Origin of the sequence: Photorhabdus noenieputensis, from assembly GCF_018448935.1 — a bacterium.
In the GTDB taxonomy this organism is placed as follows: Bacteria; Pseudomonadota; Gammaproteobacteria; order Enterobacterales; family Enterobacteriaceae; genus Photorhabdus; species Photorhabdus noenieputensis.
The window spans coordinates 32,817-54,927 of the sequence record NZ_RCWC01000035.1; the positions used below are offsets into that span (position 1 = coordinate 32,817).

A 22,111-nucleotide genomic window follows, 5' to 3' on the forward strand; every position below is an offset into this window, starting at 1 on the left:
GTTGGTTTTCTCCATCTATATTTCTGACATGCAGATATATTTCTGCACGGATTAAATCAGTTCTGTACTGAAACCAAGAGCGGCTAACAACTCAGCACTTTCTCGGTTATCGCAACATACCGTCAGGGATGACCACTCCCGACGTTCTAAATAGTTTTTACGCAGATAATCAAATTGCCCTTTTTGACCGGCTACTTGCCGTAACGGGGCATCATCGCGGCGCACATCATACACTAAATGTATCAACCGCTTTAGTGTGCTTTGAGTCACATTACCATGCAGGGTAACCCGGCTGAAATCCGGCTCGGGCAATAAATCAGATAAAACCACTTTACGGGGTTGGCCAAGAAATTCACAGTAAGCTTCAAATACCTGTGTGGTACCACGCGCTTTACCTTCGAGGGTATAACCCGCGATATGCGGTGTACCAATATCAACTAATTCCAGTAATGGTAGGGATAAATCAGGTTCCGGCTCCCATACATCCAGAACAACACGGAGTTTTTTGCCGCGTTTCAACTCGGTAAGCAATGCTTGATTATCAACAATTTCACCACGGCTGGCATTAATCAATATGCAATTATCCGGTAAAGCCGACAATAATTCAGCATCCACTAAATGGTATGTTTTATATGGCCCCGATTTATTCAATGGCGTGTGGAATGTCAGAATATCCGCCTCTTTGACAAGTTTTTCCAGTGGCCAAAATTCGCCGACATCCCCTCTGGTAGCTCTTGGTGGATCACATAAGAGTATCCTCACACCAAGAGCAGCTAACCGTTCCGCCAATCTACTGCCGACATTACCGACACCAACGATTCCGACAACTTTATCTTTAAGCTCAAAATTATCACGTTCAGCTAGCAACATTAATGCAGAGAAAACATATTCAACCACAGCAATGGCATTACATCCCGGCGCGGCTGAAAACCCAATTCCTGCCTGTGATAACCATGACTGATCCACATGGTCAGTCCCTGCGGTAGCTGTGCCGATAAACCTTGTCGTGCTACCTTTTAACAGATCTTCATCGACTTTAGTCACCGAGCGAACCATAAATGCATCCGCGTCATCTAATGCACCCTCCGGTACCGGACGCCCCGGAATAGTTCGTACATCCCCCAATTGCTGAAACAGTTGCTCAGCATAAGGCATATTTTCATCAACCAGAATCTTCACTTAATTCCATCCTGTGGCATAAAACGGACGTAGCCAGCTATTTTGCCACTGAATCTTAACAAAACCCATTAATGTATAGTTTCTTTTGTTGTTAACTTTTCCTGAAACGCTCTGGTGTTTTGCCCGCCAGTTGCTGAAACATAGCAATAAACGCCGAAGATGAGCTGTAACCCACATCAAAAGCAACTTCATTAACCGTTTTCCCTTGCTCCAATAAGGAAATAGCATGTAAAAACCGTAACCGTTGCCGCCACTCGCTAAATGACATGCCTAATTCTTGTCGGCAACGCCGTGATAATGTGCGTTCCGAGGTATAGCACCGTTTTGCCCATTGCGCTAATGATGTATTATCAGCCGGATTATGTTCAAGCTCCTGTAATATCGGTGCCAAAAGTTTATTTTTAGATGACGGCAGGTAGGTATATTGCACAGGAGATTGAACTAATTGATCAATCAGTACCTGCGCTAACCGCAAATCCTGTTCTGTTTCCGGTACCTTCAAGCCGCGCTCAAAACAATCCGTCATAATCGCATTAAATATTGGACTAAGTTGAATAATACAAGGGGTATCCGGCAATAATTTCCCCCACGGAGGAGAGATATCTATTGCTCTGAATCGCATAGCCTTTTTGCTATAGCCCGAATGTTCTACCCCTTCCGGTATCCAGACACAAAATTGTGGTGGAGCCAAAAAATGTTGTTCCCCAACATTCATTGCCATTACGCCACAAACTACATAAATAAGTTGCCCAAACGGATGGACATGAGGTAAACATTCTGTATTCGCACTGAATAATTCGTTACGAAAAGAGATACTCGCAGGAATAGCCATAATATCTACAGGTTCATTCAGCTTTTCTGTCATATTGTCTTAATTGCCTTATCTATTGTCTGATTATCGTTATATATAATAAACCAGACACCTTTAGACTGAGCCTTCATTTTTATCTCAATGCGATTCACTTATATGAATATGATCTTTCCACTTCTGGCAGTCTTGATCTGGTCAATTAATGCTGTAGTGAGTAAAGCCTCCGCCACTGTTATTGATCCGGCTGCAATCTCTTTTTACCGCTGGTTCCTTGCTTTTCTCACATTAACCCCCTTTGTTGTATTACCTGTCATTCGCCAATGGAAAACAATCCGTCAACACTGGTGGAAACTCTTAATACTTAGCTCACTTGGTATGGTGCTTTATCAGAGCCTGGCTTATTACGCAGCACACAGCGTCAGCGCAACATTTATGGGAATTCTTAACTCACTTATTCCTCTTTTAACTGTCGTTATCAGTACATTTATTTTACGTGTTATCCCCACTGTCGGTATTGTTCTCGGTACCGTTCTATCTCTGTTTGGTTTAGTCTGGTTGGTTAGCTCTGGTGATCCTATATCATTACTACAACACGGTTTAGGCCGCGGCGAGTTGATGATGTTGATTGCTTCCATCTCCTACGCACTCTATGGCGTATTAACCAAACGTTGGTCTATTCCATTACCCAACTGGCAATCCCTGTATGTGCAAATCACTTTTGGCGTCCTGTTATTACTGCCCAATTTTTTGTTAGCAAAAGATGTTCAACTAAACACTAACAATATTTCGTTAGTCCTATTCGCTGGCATTCCGGCCTCAATCCTCGCTCCCTACTTATGGATACAAGGTGTTATAAAACTTGGCGCTAATACCGCCGCCATATTTATGAATCTAGCCCCGGTATTTACCACAATTATCGCTATTCTGGTTCTGCATGAAGAAATGCACAGTTACCATCTGATTGGTGGCGGTATAACGTTATTGGGCGTTATGCTGGCACAGCAACTACGTACTCCTCTTATTAGACGTAAAACAGGAAAATCTCAGGATGTTAATCATCAGAAAGCCTAAAAGGGATTCTTACCAATAAGCCTCCTAGCATTTCGCTAAGCAATAATTGGGGATGAGTACCATGATAAATACTGATGTCTTTGACCAGGGCTAATCCCAGCCCTGCCCCTTCATGCCCCGCAGCATTATCAAGACGATTAAAAGCCATCAGAGACAAATTGACTTCTTCTTTAGCAATCCCCGGCCCACTGTCATCCACTTCCAAATAACAGTATGCCTTACAAGAGCTGAGAATTACTCTAGCCGTGACAATGCCACCTTCCGGCGTATATTTAATTGCATTGTCCAATAAATTAGCGCACATTTCTGTCAGTAATACAGGTTCCCCCTTGATCCATTGAGCACTTTCACCTTCATAACCCAAATCAATATTCTTACTTTCAGCCTGTTGCAAACGAGAAAAACACGCCTGTTGTAGCAATTCAACTAAATTAACCGGCCTATAATCTCGAACAGCCTCCTTTTCATGCGCTTTCAAGCGAGAGAGTTGTAATAAACGATCCGTCAGAGAGATAGTATTATCCAATGTATTATCAATGGCCTGTAAGCTTTCTTTCCATTGCGCGGGATCTTCGCTGGCAAGCGCTACCGCTACTTGAGTTTTTAATACCGTTAATGGTGTCCTGAGTTGATGAGAAGCATCCGCACTGAACCTCTCCTGTCGGCTCACCATCAGTTTCAGTCGCTCTATATAACGATTAAATGCATATAACAATGGGGAAAGTTCTGACCAAGGCAACATATCCGGTAACGGAGTGAGATCATTCGCGGGACGACGGACCATGACGCCAGAAAGTTTATGCAATGGTTTAAGTAACTGTTTCAACAGAAAATAAGCCAGAATCAGAGTCAACCCAACCACGGTTCCTTGACTCATCAAAGAAGATATTAATAATTGTTGCGCAAGATAATGACGAGAAGCCACTGTTTCAGCAACCAGTATCAACGCCATTCCCATCATTCCCCCTTCATTGATTGGCTGATAAAGGGCTGCAACCCGAATGGGATGTCCGTGATATTCAGCATCATAGAAATAAACCAAAGCGGTGTATAAATTGGAGCGAAGCGTATCTTTAGGGATCAAAGGTAAATCATCATAACCAGAAATTATCTCCCCATCAGGAGATAACACCTGATAAAATAGCCGATCATTCATATTTCGCTCAAAACTATCCAGAACCACATAAGGTACATCGACAATTAATTGGTTATTCTTAACTGCCAGCCGTTCTGCCACAGTTCGAGCAGATGCTAATAAAGTACGGTCATAAGCCAATGTCGCCGCATTCTCTGCACTGAAATAATGGGTGCAAACCGATAAACAGCCCAACAAAAATAGCGGCACCCCAAAAAACAAAAGCAACTGGTGAAACAATGAGTTCGGTACTTTAAACCATGTCATCTTTCTGGCACTCCAGACGATAACCTAATCCCCGTAATGTACTGATCCCCACATTACTGCCTGACAATTTCTTTCGAATCCGGTGGATATAAAGTTCAATACTTTGTGGATTTGCTTCATCTAATAGTGCAAATACCTGTTCAAATAGCTGTTGTTTAGAAACAGGTCGCCCTCGACGATGGAACAATGTTGTCAAAACCGAAAGTTCCCTTGGCGTCAAAGCTAATGGCTCATCGTTCAGAACAAAGTAACCATCATCCTGATAAACCAGAGAGCCGAATGTCAGCGTCTCCTGTAGCACATTTGCACTACGCCGAAGTAATGCCCGGATACGTGCTTCCAATTCCTGTAAATCAAAAGGTTTCGTCAGATAATCATCAGCACCAGAATTAAGCCCTTTTACTCGATCGGAAACATCGGCTTTCGCCGTTAATAATAATACCGGCAAATTTTGTCCACGTTTACGCAAACGAACCAACAATGAAAGGCCATCTAGCCTCGGCAAAGAAACATCCAAAATCAGCAAGGCATAGTTTTCTGTCTGCAATAATTGATCAGCGACAATACCATCACTCGCAACATCTACAGCAAACCCCGCACTACTCAGTGCTTTTTGCAACCAGTGCAATAATTCAGGGTGGTCTTCCACTAAAAGTAAGCGCATATTTTAAATATCTAACCGATTAATATAAATATAATTACAAACATAACTATATTTTCAGTTCATATCGCCATACCTATTTTCTGAAAAATAGTCAGACACTGATTCAATTCCATTTTCATGCCAAAATACCGTGCTATCAATAACAGGATATCCTGTCATACCGAATCAAGTAATAGATTTCTATTACCATTTCCATTTACTCAGATATTGCCATGAGCACAGGGGTAAAATCAAAACGTTCATCCAATGCAGATGCCACAGAGACATTAGACAAAGTGAGTTTTATTTCACTGCCTACTTTTAAACTAAAACTCGATATCACCATCGGCTCTTTATCATTAAGAAATGCAGATAAGCCCGTCATTTTTAAAACCTTATCTGTATCATTCTTAATATTAATTGAGATCTTGGTCTTTGATGCCATTGAACTATCTACCTGGCTAATTTTCTTTTTCATCTCTTTCGGGACACTTATCACCAAGATATCTGCGCCACTACCGTAAAGATGAATACCCTTAGCAGAACCAGTTACACTTGAATTACCTACACTCACAGGAACTTTAAAGTGAGCAAACGAATCCATATTTTGTCTAAAACATTCCACGTATTCTGCATTGGCAAAAATAGTCGGCACTTTTTCCTGAGCGTCTAACAAAGATTTTGATGGTTGTCTGGAATCTTTATAATCACCACAGGCACTGACTTCAACCAACAAATCAGATGTCACCGTTTTAACTTGTTCAGATAACAGTTGGTTAACCGATACCGAAGTACTGAGTTCTGTTTTACATCCCGCCAAAGCAAAAACCATAGCACTACCCATAACACTACAAAGAATCAATTTTTTCATCATTTCCTCAATTCAGATTTTTTCAAGATAAAGTCTTATTATGTGAATCCAAGTATTCAATAAATTCTCCGTTTAATTTAACACATTGTATAAATAATTAATTACCATTTGCATGATCCGAATGTAAAGTTCTTGCGAGCAAAACAGAGCAACCTCAAAACTACGAGAAACTTACAACAAACCAAAACAAAAAAGAAAGCCTGTAGCCACTTGTTAACTCATTAATGCGAAACACTACGCAAATTTAAGCGATTAAAATCACATATCAACAACTTTTCTTGTTAATGAAAGGTAAATGAAAGGTTTTGTTATTACTAATTAAATCAACCAGGGCCATTTGTAATGGTTATGTCTTACACCGGTATTGATGAGAGCAAGCAAATGAAAACTATAATGATCAAGATGTTAGCGGCAACCGCTTTACTATTTGGCACAAGCAGTGTTTTTGCTGCCAGCGCGCCTAACAGGACCGAATGTATTGCTCCTGCAAAACCAGGGGGAGGGTTTGACCTGACCTGCAAGCTGATCCAAATTTCATTACTGGATACGAAAGAGATCAGCAAGCCTATGCGTGTCACCTTTATGCCCGGTGGTGTTGGTGCTGTCGCCTACAATGCTATCGTCGCACAGCGACCTGCTGAAGCGGGAACCCTTGTTGCCTTTTCTGGCGGCTCTCTGCTCAATTTGTCTCAGGGGAAATTTGGCCGCTATAACGTTAATGATGTGCGCTGGCTGGCAAGTGTTGGTACTGATTATGGAATGATCGCTGTCCGTGCCGATTCACCTTACCGCACCCTGAACGATTTGATGGACGCTTTCAAGGATAACCCTAACAGCATTGTATTTGGTGCTGGCGCGTCTATCGGTAGTCAGGACTGGATGAAAACCGCACTACTAGCAAAAGAGGTCGGTATTGATCCTCACAAGATGCGTTATGTCGCTTTTGAGGGGGGCGGCGAACCTGTTACCGCTCTGCTAGGTAATCATATTCAAGCGGTTTCCGGTGATTTGAGTGAGATGGTGCCTTACCTGAATGGAGACAAAATCCGAGTTTTAGCTGTTTATGCAGATAAACGACTGGATGGTGATTTAGCCAATATTCCTACTGCCAAAGAGCAAGGTTATGACTTGGTATGGCCGATTATCCGCGGATTTTACATGGGCCCAAAAGTTTCTGATGAAGAGTACCAATGGTGGGTTGATACTTTTAATAAACTACAACAAACGGATGCTTTTAAAAAACAACGTGATATCCGTGGGTTGTTCGAATTCAACATGACCGGCAAAGAATTAGACAGCTATGTGAAAAAGCAGGTCGAACAATATCGTGAACAAGCCAGAGCTTTTGGTTTAGCCAAATAATAGAGTCATCATCATGAGCGATCGTATCTTTGCTACTGTCTGGTTAGTGCTCTGCGCCATTGGGATGGTTATCGGTTGGGGTATTCAAAGTGAATACACTTATGAACCTCTGGGGCCCAGACCTTTCCCAATGATCATTCTGTCTCTGATGGCACTTTGTGCCTTATTACTACTTTTCAAAAAACCAGAACAGAGCAATTGGCCTAGCGCCCCTGTTATCCGCCGCTTAATGTTGTTGATTCTCTCTCTAGTTATTTATGGTTGGTCATTTGAGTGGCTTGGTTTTCCTCTGGCTACAGCGCTGCTGACATTCAGTATCGCACTGTTGTTTAACGCAACACTGCCTGCCGCAATCATTTCCGGGGTGTTCCTTGGCGTCACATTCTATTTCGCCTTTGACCGCTTACTTGACGTAACCCTGCCTCTCGGTAGCTGGCTAAACTAACGGAGAATTTATGGAAACCTGGATGTATCTCAGTCAAGGTTTTGAAGTTGCGATGGTGCCGCAAAACCTGATTATTGCTTTAATTGGCTGCTTTGTCGGCACGATTGTTGGGCTGTTGCCCGGGCTTGGGCCGATTAATGGTGTTGCGATTCTGCTGCCATTGGCTTTCGCTTTAAAACTGCCTGCTGAATCTGCCCTGATCTTATTGGCAACCGTTTATATCGGTTGTGAATATGGTGGGCGTATATCATCGATTCTGCTGAATGTTCCTGGTGATGCCTCTGCCATTATGACCGCACTAGATGGTTATCCGATGGCCAAACAGGGCCGTGCAGGTGTGGCGCTGTCTATTTCCGCGGTGAGTTCTTTCTGTGGTTCTTTGCTGGCAATTTTAGGCATCATTCTATTTGCACCATTACTGGCGCAGTGGTCACTGGCTTTCGGCCCTGCTGAATATTTTGCACTTATGGTTTTTGCTATTGCTTGTCTGGGTAGCATGATGAGCCAGAATCCGCTGAAATCACTATTAGCAGCATTAATAGGATTGGGCCTGGCAACTGTCGGAGTAGACGCCAACACCGGGGTTTATCGTTTTACTTTCGATAGTGTTCATCTGTCAGACGGTATTCAATTTGTTGTTGTGGTAATAGGTCTGTTTTCTGTTAGCGAAATTTTACTGATGCTAGAGAACACCTCAACCGGCAAAACCATTATCCGCAAAACAGGCCGACTGCTGTTCAATCGCAAGGAAGCGGCTGAATGCGCCATACCAACGCTTAGATCATCCTTTATCGGTTTCTTTGTCGGTATTTTGCCTGGCGCAGGAGCGACAATTGCCAGCGCCATTACCTATATGACTGAGAAGAAACTCAGTGGGAATAGCGACTCATTTGGTAAAGGTGATATTCGCGGCGTAGCAGCACCAGAAGCAGCTAATAATGCTTCGGCCTGTGGCTCCTTTATTCCAATGCTAACATTAGGAGTGCCAGGTTCAGGTACCACTGCCGTTATGATGGGAGCATTAACACTCTATAATATTACGCCTGGACCGGGAATGTTCACTGAACAGCCGGATATTGTTTGGGGGTTAATTGCAGCTTTACTGATTGCCAATATTATTCTGCTGATTATGAATATCCCAATGATTGGTCTGTTTACACGGATGCTCACTATTCCACTCTGGTTCCTTGTCCCAGCTATTGCTACTATTTCAGCGGTTGGTGTATATGCCATACACAGTACGACGTTTGATCTTCTATTGATGGTAGGATTGGGCGTTTTCGGCTACATTCTGAGGAAGATGAATTTCCCGATGTCGCCATTAATCCTCGGTTTTGTATTGGGAGAAATGCTGGAGCAAAATTTACGTCGCGCACTTTCTATTAGTAATGGAGAATTTAGCATTCTATGGAGCAGCGCAATTACTCAGAGTTTACTGATACTGGCCGTTCTGGTTTTGGTTATTCCACCAATATTGCGAATTATTCGTAAACGCCGTATTCAGCAAATGGCGACTGAAAACAAAGTATAACAAGGAAAAGCCCATAGTATTATAAAATCACAATTATCATATACCCTATGGATTTCAAGATGGATCGCGACGGCAAGGGAGTAAATCCCCGGAAGCATAGATAACTATGTGACCGGGGTGACCGGGGTGACCGAGTGCAGCCAACAAAGAGGCAACTTGAAAGATGACGGGTATAAAAATATTATGGGCTTTCTTACCGAAATAAGAATATATTTTCATATTCACATTATATTTCACACAAAAATCAAAATTCGGCAAAATAGGTTCGAATTTATTTTTATAAACGATAATACAATACGCCAAGTTGACTGCAACATTCATAGTAAGAATCATCCTTTGGTGGAATACTATCTTTGCCAAATCGATGATTCAAAACTCCATCCCAACGACTGTTAAATGGCTATTAAATGATATTAATAATGGCCTTTCCTGTTAATACGAACAGCACGTAAAAATGGGACCATACACATATATACCCTATGGATTCCAAGATGCATCGCGACGGCAAAGGAGTGAATCCCCGGGAGCATAGATAACTATGTGACCGAGGTGACCGGGGTGAGCGAGTGCAGCCAACAAAGAGGCAACTTGAAAGATGACGGGTATAAAAGGTGATCCGCTGTACGCGGTCACCTAAGATGCATAAAATAATGACCATTTTTGGTCCGAAGTAATCTGTGATGGAGGGAATCAACCTGAATATTTACTCATCACCAAAGAAGCATTAGTGCCACCGAAGCCAAAACTATTGGACATCACCGTATTCAACTTTTGCTCAGTAGGTTTAGTGATGATATTCATGCCTGCCGCTTTATCATCGAGATCTTCAATGTTAATACTTGGTGCAATAAAGCCATGCTCTAACATCAGTAGGCTATAAATCGCTTCGTGTACACCAGCCGCGCCCAATGAATGGCCAGTCATCGCTTTTGTTGCAGAAATTGCCGGTGTTGTATCACCAAAGACTTCCCTGATCGCTTCCAACTCTTTCAAATCACCCGCAGGAGTAGAGGTACCGTGCGTATTCACATAATCAATGGAACCTTTCACACCTTGCAGTGCCATATTCATACAACGAACCGCACCCTCACCAGATGGAACAACCATATCTGCGCCATCCGATGTTGCTCCATAACCAACAATTTCAGCGTATATGTGTGCGCCGCGTGCCAGTGCATGCTCTAATTCTTCCACAACAACAACACCGCCGCCGCCAGCAATAACAAAACCATCACGGTTCTTATCGTAAGTACGGGATGCTTTTTCTGGCATTTCGTTATATTTCGTTGAAAGTGCACCCATTGCATCAAATTCACAGCTCATTTCCCAACACAGCTCTTCGCCGCCACCAGCAAAAACAATATCCTGTTTTCCTAACTGAATAAGTTCAGCCGCATGACCAATGCAATGGGCAGAAGTAGAACATGCAGAACTGATAGAGTAGTTTACTCCTTTGATTTTAAAGGGAGTTGCAAGGCAAGCTGACACACCGGAAGCCATTGCACGGGTTACCATATAAGGCCCTACACCCCGTAAACCACGAGTACGCATCCCATCAGCACCCGCAACTTGGTTATACGGGGAACCACCTCCAGACCCCACTACCAGCCCGCTACGAATATTGGAAACCTGATCATCAGTCAGACCCGAATCTTTAATTGCCTCATCCATCGCCAGATAAGCATAAACAGAGGCATCGCTCATGAAACGCTGAATTTTTCGGTCTATTAACCCAGAGGTATCCAGCTTTACATTACCCCAGACATGGCTTCTCATTCCTATATCTTTGAATTTTTCAGAAAAAGTTATCCCGGAGCGGCCTTCTTTCAGAGATGCCAGTACTTCTTTCTGATTATTACCAATGCTGGAAACAATACCCAAGCCAGTGATCACTACGCGCTTCATTAAATACCTCATCAAATGTGTTTATCTGCCGGATTTTTATCTATAGCTATGTAGCACTTTAGCGTACACTTGTACGCTGAACAAGTCCGATCAGGATAAAATTATGAAGAAAGTTTCATCTCTCTAAAAATTACAATATATTTTCACGTCAAAATAACTGTTAACTTTCATAGAATACAGTAAAAAACATTCGAATTTTAATAGATAAAAATAAATTTCAGATAAGAATTATTTTGGTAAACAATAAGATCATAAAATACGTGTAATTCCCATCAAAAATTTAACCTAAGGATAATAATATCAATGCAATACATATTAACTTATCAAACATTCGAATAATGATTAGTAGGCTTATATTTATATAGAGGTTGCTATACTTGCTATTTTTATTAAGTTTCCTGCTAGTTAGAAACAAATTTAATAACTGAGAATAATAAGGATAAATAAAATTTCCATGAAATGAATCAATCCCTATGTTATATTACTGACTGCATTAGGTAAAATACTTAAACTTACAGCAACAAATGTTTTAGAACAGAAAATTTTCCGACTTTATCAACCGATAAAGCCATTATTCACACAAAAAGTGATGGCAATTATGCTATGTCATATGCAAATGGTCGGTTCATTGTAAGACCTAAATAACTTTACCCAATAATCCTAATGGGGGTTAATAATGAGAGGACTTGGTTATCTTCTACTGAGCGTTGGTATCATATGGATCTTAGTGGCTTTTAATATGGACACAAACATTACATCACAATATGGCAACAAATTTAACAATATAGAACCAATTTCTTCACAACAAAATCATATCCTAATCGGTGCATTCATCACGCTTTATGGACTAATTATGATTATATCCAGTAAGAATCAGCGATTATTAGAGTCTATATACAGAAGTAATACTAAGGAGATTACTGGGCTCAATTCAGAGGAAATATTTATACCTATGCAAAATTCAAATTACTTAAAACGGGCTAATAAGAAGCAGCCAAGCGTAAAGTGATATCAATGATTGATACGATTTCCTCACATTTAAAAGAGAGGCAATCAAAAGAATTTAAAAAATTATGTAAATTCCATATTCATTTATAAATAAAAACCCCGCTTTACTGGCGGGGAATTATCTCCTTGAGCATGCCACTTTTATTACGAGGAGAGCTTACTCATAATAAAGTAGAGTGTATAAAACTATTTATTATTTAATAGTGAACATATCTCCAGAGAGAAACGTTCCATATCAAAGCAAATGTCTCCTCAGTAATTCCCTTTGCCAAACAATATGTTATTCAGGTACACATAGGGAAAGATTGGTAACTCATATTGGCAACATATGAGTAAGTTTCGCCGTTTCCATCGGTACCTCCGTCTTAACGCTTTGAATACTCTCGATCCGAGTTAGATGTTCGGCATGGAAACGACGATAAGAATGGAGATCCTCAGTAACGATTCTCAGAAGCGCGTCACATTCTCCTGCCATTAAGTGACATTCCACAACTTCAGGCATTTCTTGGATAGCATCAGTGAAACGCTGAATCGTCTCTGCATCCTGAGCCTTGAGCCAAATTCGGGCAAACAATGAAAGACTAGCGCCGATCTTCGAGCCATCAAGAACGGCAACATAACGCTTAATGACCCCTGCTTCTTCCAATAACCGTACACGCCGCAAGCAAGGCGATGGCGATAAACCAACCTCTTTAGCTAATTCGACATTCTGGAGTCGGCCGTTACGTTGTAAGGCCCGAAGAATACGTTTATCAATATTATCTAATTTCATTGGCATTCGATTCCATTAAAACTAAAAATCAATTATACAGATTTCAATATTAATATAAAAAATGAAAAAATAGACACAAAATACCATAAAAATTAGCTTAAAATACCAAAAATTATATTTTTATAGATTGATTATAGCGTCTAGCCTGCCAGCTTACTCTTAAATATTTATGGAGGAAAAATCATGCAGTTAGAGAACTTTTTAATTTTCGCTGCAACTGTACTGCCATTAATCTGTACTCCTGGACCCGATATCATGTTTGTGGCATCTCAAGGTCTGTCAGCAGGAAAAAGTGCAGCCCTACGCGCCAATGCAGGGGTTATCTCTGGTTATTGTCTGCATGGCATTCTTGGTGCTCTGGGTGTTACAGCTATCGTGGCAACCTCACCAATTCTGTTCGAGGTGATGCGTTGGGTTGGCGTTGTCTACTTAGCCTATTTAGCGGTTCAGATGTTTCGTTCAGCCATGCGTCCTGGCAAAATTATTTTCTCGCCCTCATCAGCCAAGACCTCTCTGACCAAAGGTTTCCTAACCAGCTTTCTAAACCCCAAGGGGTTGCTAGTCTACTTTGCTATTCTGCCAAACTTCATCACTGCGGACAGCAACTATACGCTCCAATCCATTATTCTCTCAGCAATTTTCATCACGACCTGTGCTCTCATTTACGGATTAATCGGTGTCATCATAGCTAGCATGGGGCAAAAAGGTTCATTCAGCGATCGTCGCCGTCGCTGGGTTGAAGGAATTGCCGCAGGGCTTTTGTGTTTAGCCGCAGGACACTTGGCAAAGAGCTGAACAGAATAATTGTTGATATAACGACCAATAATGTCCAGCACCTGTCCAAATACAGGTGCTGTCTGCTGTTCAAATCAGCACTTTTCCACCCTTTTCTTCTGTCAAGTGGTACATCAACCCCGATCTCGCTAAAATCGCATTATTATCAGTAACATTGCAGGCATTACCGTGAAAAATTCTGCTATCTGTACCGCTACCCTAAGTTGGAATGATCAAGGTACCCCGGTTTCAACACAATTTGATGACGTTTACTTCTCAAATCAGGATGGGCTGGAAGAAACCCGTTATGTATTTCTTAATGGTAACCACTTCCCCCAACGATTCAGCACTCATTCCCGTTCTAACTGTGTCATCGCGGAAACCGGCTTCGGAACAGGATTAAATTTTCTGACGCTCTGGCAATCATTTGATCTATTTCGACAGCAAAATCCTGATGCACCGTTGAAACGCCTACATTTCATAAGTTTTGAGAAATATCCACTGAAAACCAATGATTTAAAAGCCGCTCATCAACGCTGGCCTGAGCTTGAAATTTTTTCACAGCAACTTTGTCAGCAATGGCCTCAACCACTAGCTGGTTGCCACCGATTGATTATGGCAAATGGCACTGTCACATTGGATTTATGGTTTGGTGACGTCAATGATCTGTTACCAACAATGGATTCCAGTCTTCACGGCAAAATAGATGCTTGGTTTTTAGACGGTTTTGCTCCTGCCAAAAACCCGCAAATGTGGAGTGAACGGTTGTTTGCCGCAATGGCACAATTTGCCCATCCAGAAAGCACCTTTGCAACCTTTACTTCTGCTGGTATCGTCCGTCGCGGTTTACAACAATCTGGTTTTAATGTCAGTAAAATCAAAGGATTCGGGCGAAAAAGAGAAATGCTGACTGGGGTTCTGGCAACTCAGAAACATCAACCATTACCAGCACCTTGGTTTGCCCGGCCGCCAGCAAGCCACACCGATGATATCGCGATTATCGGCGGAGGGATTGCCAGTATTCTTACCGCACTTGCGCTATTGCGTCGTGGAGCACAGGTGACGCTTTACTGTCAGGATGCAGCCCCGGCACAAGGTGCGTCTGGTAATCGCCAGGGAGCACTTTATCCGCTACTGAACGGTAGTAATAACGGACTCGAAAAATTCTTTACCTCTGCATTCACCTTTGCCCGCCGCCAATATGAACAGTTATTAGCGCAGGGAATTGATTTCGACCATCAATGGTGTGGTGTCAGCCAGCTTGCTTATGATGAAAAAAGTAGCAAGAAAATTGAGAAAATGCTGGCAACAGAATGGCCGAATGAACTCGCCATCGGTATGAATTGTCATCAGTTGAGTGAAAAATGTGGGCTGGATATTCATCACCACGGCATTCACTATCCACAGGGCGGATGGCTATGTCCGGCTGAATTCACTAAAGCAGTAACAGAATTGGCACAACAACAAGGAATGCTCTGTTGCTTCAATCATCAAGTTACCGCGCTTAACCACAACCAACATGGCTGGCAACTGCACATCATGCATCAAGGACAATCGTTAAATGCACAGCACAAAACGGTGATAATTGCCAACGGTCATCATCTACCCCAGTTTGAACAAACTGAGAAACTGCCGGTAACTGCTGTGCGTGGTCAAGTCAGTCACATCCCAACCACAACTGATCTGAACCAATTGCAAAATGTACTTTGCTACGATGGTTATATGACACCAGCTAATCCAGCCAATCAACACCACTGTATCGGTGCCAGTTATCAGCGCCATCGGCTTGATAATGAATATTCTGAAACAGAACAACAGGAAAACCGTGATCGATTACTGAAATGTTTATCTAATGCCGAATGGACAAATCAGGTTGATGTTTCTGCTAAACAATCCCGCCAAGGTATTCGCTGCGTTATTCGTGACCATATGCCAATGGTGGGAAATGTGCCTGATCTCAATAAAATAATGGCAGATTATCAAGATTTGCCAGAAAAAATCCGCACAGGGAGCACCATCACTGATGCACCCTGTTATTCCAATCTGTTTGTTATCGGTGCATTAGGTTCCCGTGGATTATGCTCAGCGCCACTCAGTGCAGAAATTCTTGCAGGACAGATCTTTGATGAGCCATTACCGCTGGATAATGAAACACTGGCGGCCCTTCACCCAAACCGTTTTTGGATCAGAAAACTACTGAAAGGCCGTAAAGTGAAAACTGAAAGACCATAAGGAACTGCGCTGCCTAAGCAGTGAAATGCTTATGTAACTTTTGGAAGGCAGCTTAATACTATTGCAGATATCACATCACATAATTAAAGTCTGACAAGTGGAGGAGACAAAATGGCTGTTCAAACATCAATGCTGCATGTTCGTGTAGACGACAAACTCAAGACTGATGCGACAAAAACGCTCGCTAATTTAGGTCTAACCATATCGGATGCTGTACGCATCCTGCTAACCCGTGTCGCCAGAGATGGTGCATTACCCGCTGGTTTCACCGCTGATACGGAAACTTACGACGCTTGGTTTTTCGCTAAAGTGCAAGAAGCGCTCGACGATACGCGCCAACCGGTCCCACATCAGCAAGTCATGGACGAAGCGCAAGAATTAATTGAACGGAAACTTCGTGCTTGCTCTTAAATGGTGGAAAAAGGAATAAAAATCGCCACTAAGTCTCCGTTTCTGATGCACTGCCCCCAAGAAACTCATATGGTTTCGTGGGGGGTGTAGCTCGTTTTTTCTATTCTATTGCTTTAATTCAACTTATTGAGTTTTAGCGTTATCCAATAGGCGCTGCCAGGTATTAAGAACAAGAATCTGATCCGGTGGTGCCAGTTCTCCCGCTTTAATCGCATTTTGGATACTTTCTTCAACACGGTCATGAAGCTGCTCAGCCGTATGCGCACCTTCCTGCTCCAATTCTGCTACCGCTAAAGTGAGATGCCCGCGGAGATAACCACCAGCAAACAATTCATCATCACTGGCGTGATCTACCATGTCATCAATTTGCGCTAAAATACGCGTTTCAAACTCAGCGAGCATCATTTTTCCTCAAATTCAGTTTCATTCTGCGAATATATCTTCCGGGTAAGGAAAATGTTCCGCTTTTAACGGAGGCGTATTGTAGAACGATTGCAGCCCCTGAATAAAGCACTCCGCTCGCGTAGGTATTCCTTCTGCCAAATAATCCATGATCTGAGTATGAACTTTACGCTGAAAAGTTAATCTATCAGGCTCAAAATCTCCTTCAAGGTTGTCACAACTAATATTGAACGGAAAACCTGCCGCGGTACAAAACAACCAATCAAGTGCCTGTGGTTTAATTTCTACTTTTTCAAATTCACTTTGCGTCTGTGCGTCACGCCCATCCGGGCAATACCAGTAACCAAAATCTACTAGCTTACGGCGCTCTTTGCCCGCAATGCACCAATGCGCAATTTCATGTAATGCACTGGCATAAAAACCATGAGCAAATACAATCCGGTTATAGGAGACCTCTTCATCTGCCGGCAGGTAAATAGGTTCATTATCACCTTTGACCAAACGTGTGTTGTATTCATCACCAAAACAGCGATTAAAAATATCAATAAGTTGTTGATAGTTATGTATTATCATGAATTAAAAACAAAACCCTGAATCAGAAATAAAATGCCAACCAGCTACGGATCGTATCACCGTGATTATCATTCAGTAATTTAATACTCATCAAAAAGGAGATGATTACAATCATAGGGCGAATCAGTTTCTGTCCATGAGTCAAAACTAAACTTGCCCCCAACCGCGCACCAATCACCTGTCCTGCCAACATCACAAGGCCCAATACCCACAAAACTTGACCGCCAAGGATAAAAAGCGCCAGTGAACCTACATTAGAAGCAAAATTCAGTACCTTAGCATGAGCGGTGGATTTCGCCAGGTTATAGCCACACAACACGACATAAGCTAACGCATAAAATGAGCCAACACCGGGGCCAAATATGCCGTCATATAAACCTAGTCCACTCCCAACAAGCAAAGCAAAGGCCACAGGTGCCAAGCGACGATGGCGTTCTTCTCTGCCAATGGCTGGCGTCAAAAGGAAGTAAAGACCAATGATAATGACCAGAACCGGTAATAGCTGACAGAGAAAATCGGGCTTTATAAACTGGACAATAATCGCACCAGCCATTGAGCCAAGTAATGTCATCAATATGGCAAGGCGTTGAGATTTGAGATCAACCGCACCATAACGGACAAAATAGACGCTGGCAGAAAAGGAGCCTCCGACTGCCTGCAACTTGTTTGTCGCCAATGCCTGTACCGGGGAAACACCAACGGATAACAGCGCTGGGATGGTTAGTAAACCGCCACCGCCAGAAATCGAGTCAATAAATCCAGCCATCATTGCAACCAGAAAGAGCAGAATGTAAACTTCCGCACCTGACGACAATAACCAGTCCATATTTCATCCCATTAACAGAAACCGCTTATCAATATTCAAGCTACCCATTTCAGTCTCTGGGATTTTCAAGGCTAGCTTCATTCTCAAGTTCACCAGCGAGGAAGGCTGGACGCAACATCAGCACACTGCGCTCTCTGACGTAATAAGTGATCCATCAGCACGATAGCTACCATTGCTTCTGCAATCGGCACAGCTCGAATACCAACACAAGGATCATGGCGACCACGAGTGATCATTTCCACTTCTTCACCCTGACGATTAATCGTTTTACCCGGCACCATGATGCTGGACGTTGGCTTCAACGCAATATGAGCAATAATTGGCTGACTACTGCTAATACCACCCAGAATCCCTCCCGCATGATTACTGGTGAATCCCCGATCAGTTATTTCATCTCTGTTTTCGCTGCCACGTAAATTAATAACATCGAAGCCATCACCAATTTCGACACCTTTTACTGCGTTAATACTCATCAGCGCATGAGCAATATCGGCATCAAGACGATCGAAAACCGGTTCTCCCAAACCAGTCGGAACATTTTCCGCGACCACTGTCACTTTCGCGCCAATAGAATCACCCGCTTTTTTCAGTTCACGCATCAAGGCATCAAGTTGTTCAAGTTTAGTCTCATCAGGACTGAAAAATGGGTTTTGCTCCACCTGTTCCCAATCTTTCAATTGGCAATGGATATTGCCCATTTGGGTCAAACAGGCACGGACACGAATCCCATATTTATCCAGCAAATATTTTTTCGCTATTGCACCCGCGGCAACACGCATTGCCGTTTCACGCGCAGAAGAGCGGCCCCCACCACGATAGTCGCGGATACCGTATTTCTGTTCATAAGTGTAATCAGCATGGCCTGGACGAAACACATCTTTAATAGCGCTGTAATCCTGAGAACGCTGGTCAGTATTTTCAATAAGTAAACCGATACTGGTCCCGGTTGTTACCCCTTCAAATACCCCCGAAAGAATGCGAACCTGATCCGGCTCACGGCGCTGCGTTGTATAACGGGAAGTTCCCGGACGACGCCTGTCTAAATCAACTTGCAAATCGGCTTCTGTGATTGCAATGCCCGGTGGCACACCATCGACAATACATCCCAACGCCAAACCGTGAGATTCGCCAAAAGTGGTGACCCGGAAAAATTGCCCGATACTATTTCCCGCCATCCCAATTCCTTCCTGTTAATCGTGCTTTTATTTGACTCTGCCCGTTTTGCATTATTACCGCAGCTATAGCCTATTCAATCTTTGAATAAGCGAAAATGCTCGTGATGTTCAACCAACTGTTGACGTGTCAACATAAATACGCCATCACCACCATATTCAAATTCCAACCAGGTAAATGGCACATCAGGATATTGTTCAATCAAATGCACCATGCTATTACCAACCTCACAGATCAATACACCTCGTTCGGTGAGAAAATCTGGAGCAGTCGCCAGAATACGACGTGCCAGTTTCAAACCATCTGAACCCGCCGCCAAACCCAACTCCGGCTCACGGCGAAACTCTGCCGGCAAGTCGCTCATATCCTCGGCATCGACATAAGGCGGATTTGTGACAATAAGATCGTATTTAACCGGCGGCATATCGCGGAATAGATCAGAACGAATCGGAATAACCCGGTGGTCAAGGCTATGATTCTGAATATTCTGTTCAGTCACGGCCAGCACATCCGCGGAGATATCCACGGCATCTATTTCTGCCTCCGGGAAAGCATATGCACAGGCAATGGCAATACAACCACTACCTGTGCAAAGATCGAGGATATTAGCGGGTTGATCAGGGATCAATCCTGCAAATTCATTATTAATTAATTCACCAATCGGTGAACGCGGAACCAAAACCCGTTCATCAACATAAAATTCATGACCACAAAACCAGGCTCTGTTAGTCAAATAAGCAACTGGAATGCGCTCATTAATACGGCGCAGTACCCGCTCGACAATACGATGACGTTCAGTTGATGTCAGTCGCGTGGTTAGCATCTCTTGTGGGATATCCAACGGCAAAAACAGTGATGGAAGAACCAGTTGCAGTGCCTCATCCCAAGGATTGTCTGTACCGTGCCCGTAATAAATATTCGCCGCATTAAACCGGCTAACAGACCAGCGCAACATATCCTGAATGGTATATAACTCAGCCACTGCCTCATCGATAAAAATCTTGTCCAAAAGCGCCTCCAGCCCTGCAAATTCATTAGCCTGCTAGTTTGCCACGATCATTGAAACAAATCAGCTTTATATCAGGTTAATGACATAGAATTTTAGGTGCTAATGTTCAGCGAACAATGAATTAAGGAATGACAACTAAAAAGGCAACCCAGATATTTTATTGTAAATTCTTAATTAATTTCCAGCCCAAACCGTCTTATTCAACAACAAGACGGTTTAGTTTCTACATATTTAACACTGTGTTTCTTTGACTGATTGAGCGCTCACAATAATGACATTTTTTCGTATCCATAAATAATAGGCGGCTGTTAACAGCACGAGCCATACTCCTCCCACATAGAAGGCAATTCGTGTCGCCGGAAAATAGCTGAGAATAGCAATAATGAATATCATAAACACGATGGTCAGAATCGGCGCAACAGGCCACATCGGTACCGGGAATTGTAATTTCTGCACTTCTCCCGGCGACATTTTTCTGCGCATAGCAAATTGAGACAGCAAAATCATTAACCAGACCCACACGGTGGCAAAAGTCGCAATCGAAGCAACAATGACGAATACCTGTTTAGGGAGCAAGTAATTGAGAACCACAGCACACAATAATGCCAGCGTCATAACCATGATCGTCACCCAAGGCACCCCGTTACGGCTTAAATGCATAAATTTTTTATGGGCTAATCCTTTCTCAGCCATACCGTACATCATACGACCAGCACCAAAGATATCACTGTTAATGGCCGAAATTGCCGCCGTAATGACGATAATATTCAGAATATTCGCCGCCGAACCAATGCCTAACCCCTGAAATATTGCGACAAATGGACTACCTTCTTGGCCAATGCTATTCCAAGGGTAAATTGCCATTAATACAAAAATAGTGAGTACATAAAACAGAAGAATACGAAACGGGATAGAGTTAATCGCTTGCGGGATCATTTTCGCCGGATTTTTAGCTTCACTGGATGTAATGCCGATGATTTCAATACCACCGAAAGCAAACATGACAACAGCCAGAGACTCAATAATGCCACCCAACCCATTAGGCATAAACCCACCGTGTTGCCACAGATTTTGAATTCCCGTTGCCTGAAAATGGCCGCTAAAACCAAACAAGATAATACCTGTTCCGGCAATAATCATGGCGCTGATTGCAGCAACTTTCAGAATCGATAACCAAAATTCCATTTCGCCAAACACTTTAACTTTACAAAGATTGAGTGCGCCAATAATGAAAATAATACTCAGTACCCATATCCAGCGCGGCACTTCCGGGTACCATAGCCCCATATAAATGCCAAAAGCGGTCACATCCGCCAGACAAACGATGATCATTTCGAAAGTATAAGTCCAGCCGGTAATAAATCCGGGTAACGGGCCTAAATATTGATGAGCGTAACTGGCGAAAGAACCGGCATCCGGCCTGTGAACCGCCATTTCTCCTAAAGCACGCATAACCATAAAGACAGCGGCACCACCCACTAAATAAGCTAACAATACCGCCGGACCTGCCATGCTTATTGCTTCAGCAGAACCATAAAAAAGACCTGTACCAATCGCAGAACCCAACGCCATAAACCGGATATGGCGTGCATTGAGTCCTCGTTCTAGTTGTAATGAGGCTTGCATGATTTACCCTCTTATCTTTTATTATTGGGTTTTATGAGAAAGATAAATGTGATAATCAGGCCGGTCAGACGCCGGCCATTGGTTT

General features: G+C 42.9%; 21 protein-coding genes. 7 read left to right on the forward strand and 14 right to left on the reverse strand.

What is annotated here, in order from left to right; all coding sequences use genetic code 11:
• Positions 1-51: 51 nt before the first annotated feature.
• Positions 52-1,179 carry a 4-phosphoerythronate dehydrogenase PdxB gene (gene pdxB, locus EAE91_RS19135; protein WP_214089877.1) on the reverse strand — a complete coding sequence of 376 codons (1,128 nt, stop codon included), beginning with the start codon at positions 1,177-1,179 and terminating at the stop codon, positions 52-54.
• A gap of 91 nt (positions 1,180-1,270) precedes the next feature.
• A complete protein-coding gene (locus EAE91_RS19140; protein ID WP_214089878.1) occupies positions 1,271-2,044 on the reverse strand; it encodes a helix-turn-helix domain-containing protein in 774 nt (257 codons plus the stop codon).
• A gap of 102 nt (positions 2,045-2,146) precedes the next feature.
• Here EAE91_RS19140 and EAE91_RS19145 point away from each other — a divergent pair, with 102 nt between their 5' ends.
• Positions 2,147-3,061 carry a DMT family transporter gene (locus tag EAE91_RS19145; RefSeq protein ID WP_214089879.1) on the forward strand — a complete coding sequence of 305 codons (915 nt, stop codon included), beginning with the start codon at positions 2,147-2,149 and terminating at the stop codon, positions 3,059-3,061.
• Here EAE91_RS19145 and EAE91_RS19150 read toward each other — a convergent pair.
• The 3 genes from EAE91_RS19150 to EAE91_RS19160 form a co-directional block, all read right to left on the reverse strand.
• Complete coding sequence (locus tag EAE91_RS19150; protein ID WP_214089880.1) at positions 3,042-4,463, reverse strand: sensor histidine kinase; 1,422 nt, start codon at positions 4,461-4,463, stop codon at positions 3,042-3,044. The two genes, EAE91_RS19145 and EAE91_RS19150, sit on opposite strands and share 20 nt — an antisense overlap.
• On the reverse strand, positions 4,450-5,127 hold the full coding sequence (gene tctD, locus EAE91_RS19155; RefSeq protein WP_214089881.1) for a transcriptional regulator TctD: 678 nt from the start codon (positions 5,125-5,127) through the stop codon (positions 4,450-4,452). The genes EAE91_RS19150 and tctD overlap by 14 nt, the downstream gene beginning before the upstream one ends.
• A gap of 196 nt (positions 5,128-5,323) precedes the next feature.
• Positions 5,324-5,977 (reverse strand): DUF7424 family protein, encoded by a 654-nt coding sequence (locus tag EAE91_RS19160; protein WP_244868938.1) that lies wholly within the window; start codon positions 5,975-5,977, stop codon positions 5,324-5,326.
• 381 nt (positions 5,978-6,358) lie between these two features.
• Here EAE91_RS19160 and EAE91_RS19165 point away from each other — a divergent pair, with 381 nt between their 5' ends.
• The 3 genes from EAE91_RS19165 to EAE91_RS19175 are packed head-to-tail and all read left to right on the forward strand — an operon-like array spanning position 6,359 to position 9,315.
• A complete protein-coding gene (locus EAE91_RS19165; RefSeq protein WP_214089883.1) occupies positions 6,359-7,339 on the forward strand; it encodes a Bug family tripartite tricarboxylate transporter substrate binding protein in 981 nt (326 codons plus the stop codon).
• A 13-nt stretch (positions 7,340-7,352) separates the two neighbouring features.
• On the forward strand, positions 7,353-7,784 hold the full coding sequence (locus EAE91_RS19170; protein ID WP_214089884.1) for a tripartite tricarboxylate transporter TctB family protein: 432 nt from the start codon (positions 7,353-7,355) through the stop codon (positions 7,782-7,784).
• Positions 7,785-7,794: 10 nt separating this feature from the next.
• The gene (locus tag EAE91_RS19175) at positions 7,795-9,315 is read left to right on the forward strand and encodes a tripartite tricarboxylate transporter permease (protein WP_214089885.1); all 1,521 of its coding nucleotides are present in this window, start codon (positions 7,795-7,797) and stop codon (positions 9,313-9,315) included.
• Positions 9,316-9,369: 54 nt separating this feature from the next.
• Here EAE91_RS19175 and EAE91_RS19180 read toward each other — a convergent pair whose 3' ends face one another.
• The 3 genes from EAE91_RS19180 to EAE91_RS19190 all read right to left on the reverse strand — a co-directional run bounded on the left by EAE91_RS19180 (position 9,370) and on the right by EAE91_RS19190 (position 13,006).
• On the reverse strand, positions 9,370-9,636 hold the full coding sequence (locus tag EAE91_RS19180) for a hypothetical protein (protein WP_214089886.1): 267 nt from the start codon (positions 9,634-9,636) through the stop codon (positions 9,370-9,372).
• A 369-nt stretch (positions 9,637-10,005) separates the two neighbouring features.
• Positions 10,006-11,220, reverse strand: a complete 1,215-nt coding sequence (fabB, locus tag EAE91_RS19185; protein ID WP_214089887.1) for a beta-ketoacyl-ACP synthase I — start codon at positions 11,218-11,220, stop codon at positions 10,006-10,008.
• A 1,321-nt stretch (positions 11,221-12,541) separates the two neighbouring features.
• Positions 12,542-13,006, reverse strand: a complete 465-nt coding sequence (locus EAE91_RS19190; RefSeq protein ID WP_214089888.1) for an Lrp/AsnC family transcriptional regulator — start codon at positions 13,004-13,006, stop codon at positions 12,542-12,544.
• A gap of 177 nt (positions 13,007-13,183) precedes the next feature.
• Here EAE91_RS19190 and EAE91_RS19195 point away from each other — a divergent pair, with 177 nt between their 5' ends.
• The 3 genes from EAE91_RS19195 to EAE91_RS19205 all read left to right on the forward strand — a co-directional run bounded on the left by EAE91_RS19195 (position 13,184) and on the right by EAE91_RS19205 (position 16,417).
• Positions 13,184-13,795, forward strand: a complete 612-nt coding sequence (locus EAE91_RS19195) for a LysE family translocator (RefSeq protein WP_214089889.1) — start codon at positions 13,184-13,186, stop codon at positions 13,793-13,795.
• Positions 13,796-13,963: 168 nt separating this feature from the next.
• Positions 13,964-16,006, forward strand: a complete 2,043-nt coding sequence (gene mnmC / locus EAE91_RS19200) for a bifunctional tRNA (5-methylaminomethyl-2-thiouridine)(34)-methyltransferase MnmC2/FAD-dependent 5-carboxymethylaminomethyl-2-thiouridine(34) oxidoreductase MnmC1 (protein ID WP_214089890.1) — start codon at positions 13,964-13,966, stop codon at positions 16,004-16,006.
• A gap of 111 nt (positions 16,007-16,117) precedes the next feature.
• Positions 16,118-16,417, forward strand: a complete 300-nt coding sequence (locus EAE91_RS19205; RefSeq protein ID WP_214089891.1) for a type II toxin-antitoxin system RelB/DinJ family antitoxin — start codon at positions 16,118-16,120, stop codon at positions 16,415-16,417.
• Between the two features lie 123 nt (positions 16,418-16,540).
• Here EAE91_RS19205 and EAE91_RS19210 read toward each other — a convergent pair whose 3' ends face one another.
• The 6 genes from EAE91_RS19210 to EAE91_RS19235 form a co-directional block, all read right to left on the reverse strand.
• The gene (locus EAE91_RS19210; protein ID WP_046396548.1) at positions 16,541-16,819 is read right to left on the reverse strand and encodes a YfcL family protein; all 279 of its coding nucleotides are present in this window, start codon (positions 16,817-16,819) and stop codon (positions 16,541-16,543) included.
• A gap of 21 nt (positions 16,820-16,840) precedes the next feature.
• Complete coding sequence (locus EAE91_RS19215) at positions 16,841-17,392, reverse strand: elongation factor P hydroxylase (protein ID WP_214089892.1); 552 nt, start codon at positions 17,390-17,392, stop codon at positions 16,841-16,843.
• Between the two features lie 22 nt (positions 17,393-17,414).
• Positions 17,415-18,218: a sulfite exporter TauE/SafE family protein gene (locus EAE91_RS19220; protein ID WP_214089893.1), complete on the reverse strand. Its 804-nt coding sequence runs from the start codon at positions 18,216-18,218 to the stop codon at positions 17,415-17,417.
• A gap of 89 nt (positions 18,219-18,307) precedes the next feature.
• Positions 18,308-19,393 (reverse strand): chorismate synthase, encoded by a 1,086-nt coding sequence (gene aroC / locus EAE91_RS19225; protein WP_214089894.1) that lies wholly within the window; start codon positions 19,391-19,393, stop codon positions 18,308-18,310.
• A gap of 74 nt (positions 19,394-19,467) precedes the next feature.
• Entirely contained in the window at positions 19,468-20,400 is a 933-nt protein-coding gene (gene prmB, locus EAE91_RS19230; protein ID WP_214089895.1) for a 50S ribosomal protein L3 N(5)-glutamine methyltransferase, read from the reverse strand.
• A gap of 231 nt (positions 20,401-20,631) precedes the next feature.
• A complete protein-coding gene (locus EAE91_RS19235; protein ID WP_214089896.1) occupies positions 20,632-22,026 on the reverse strand; it encodes an amino acid permease in 1,395 nt (464 codons plus the stop codon).
• Positions 22,027-22,111: the final 85 nt, after the last annotated feature.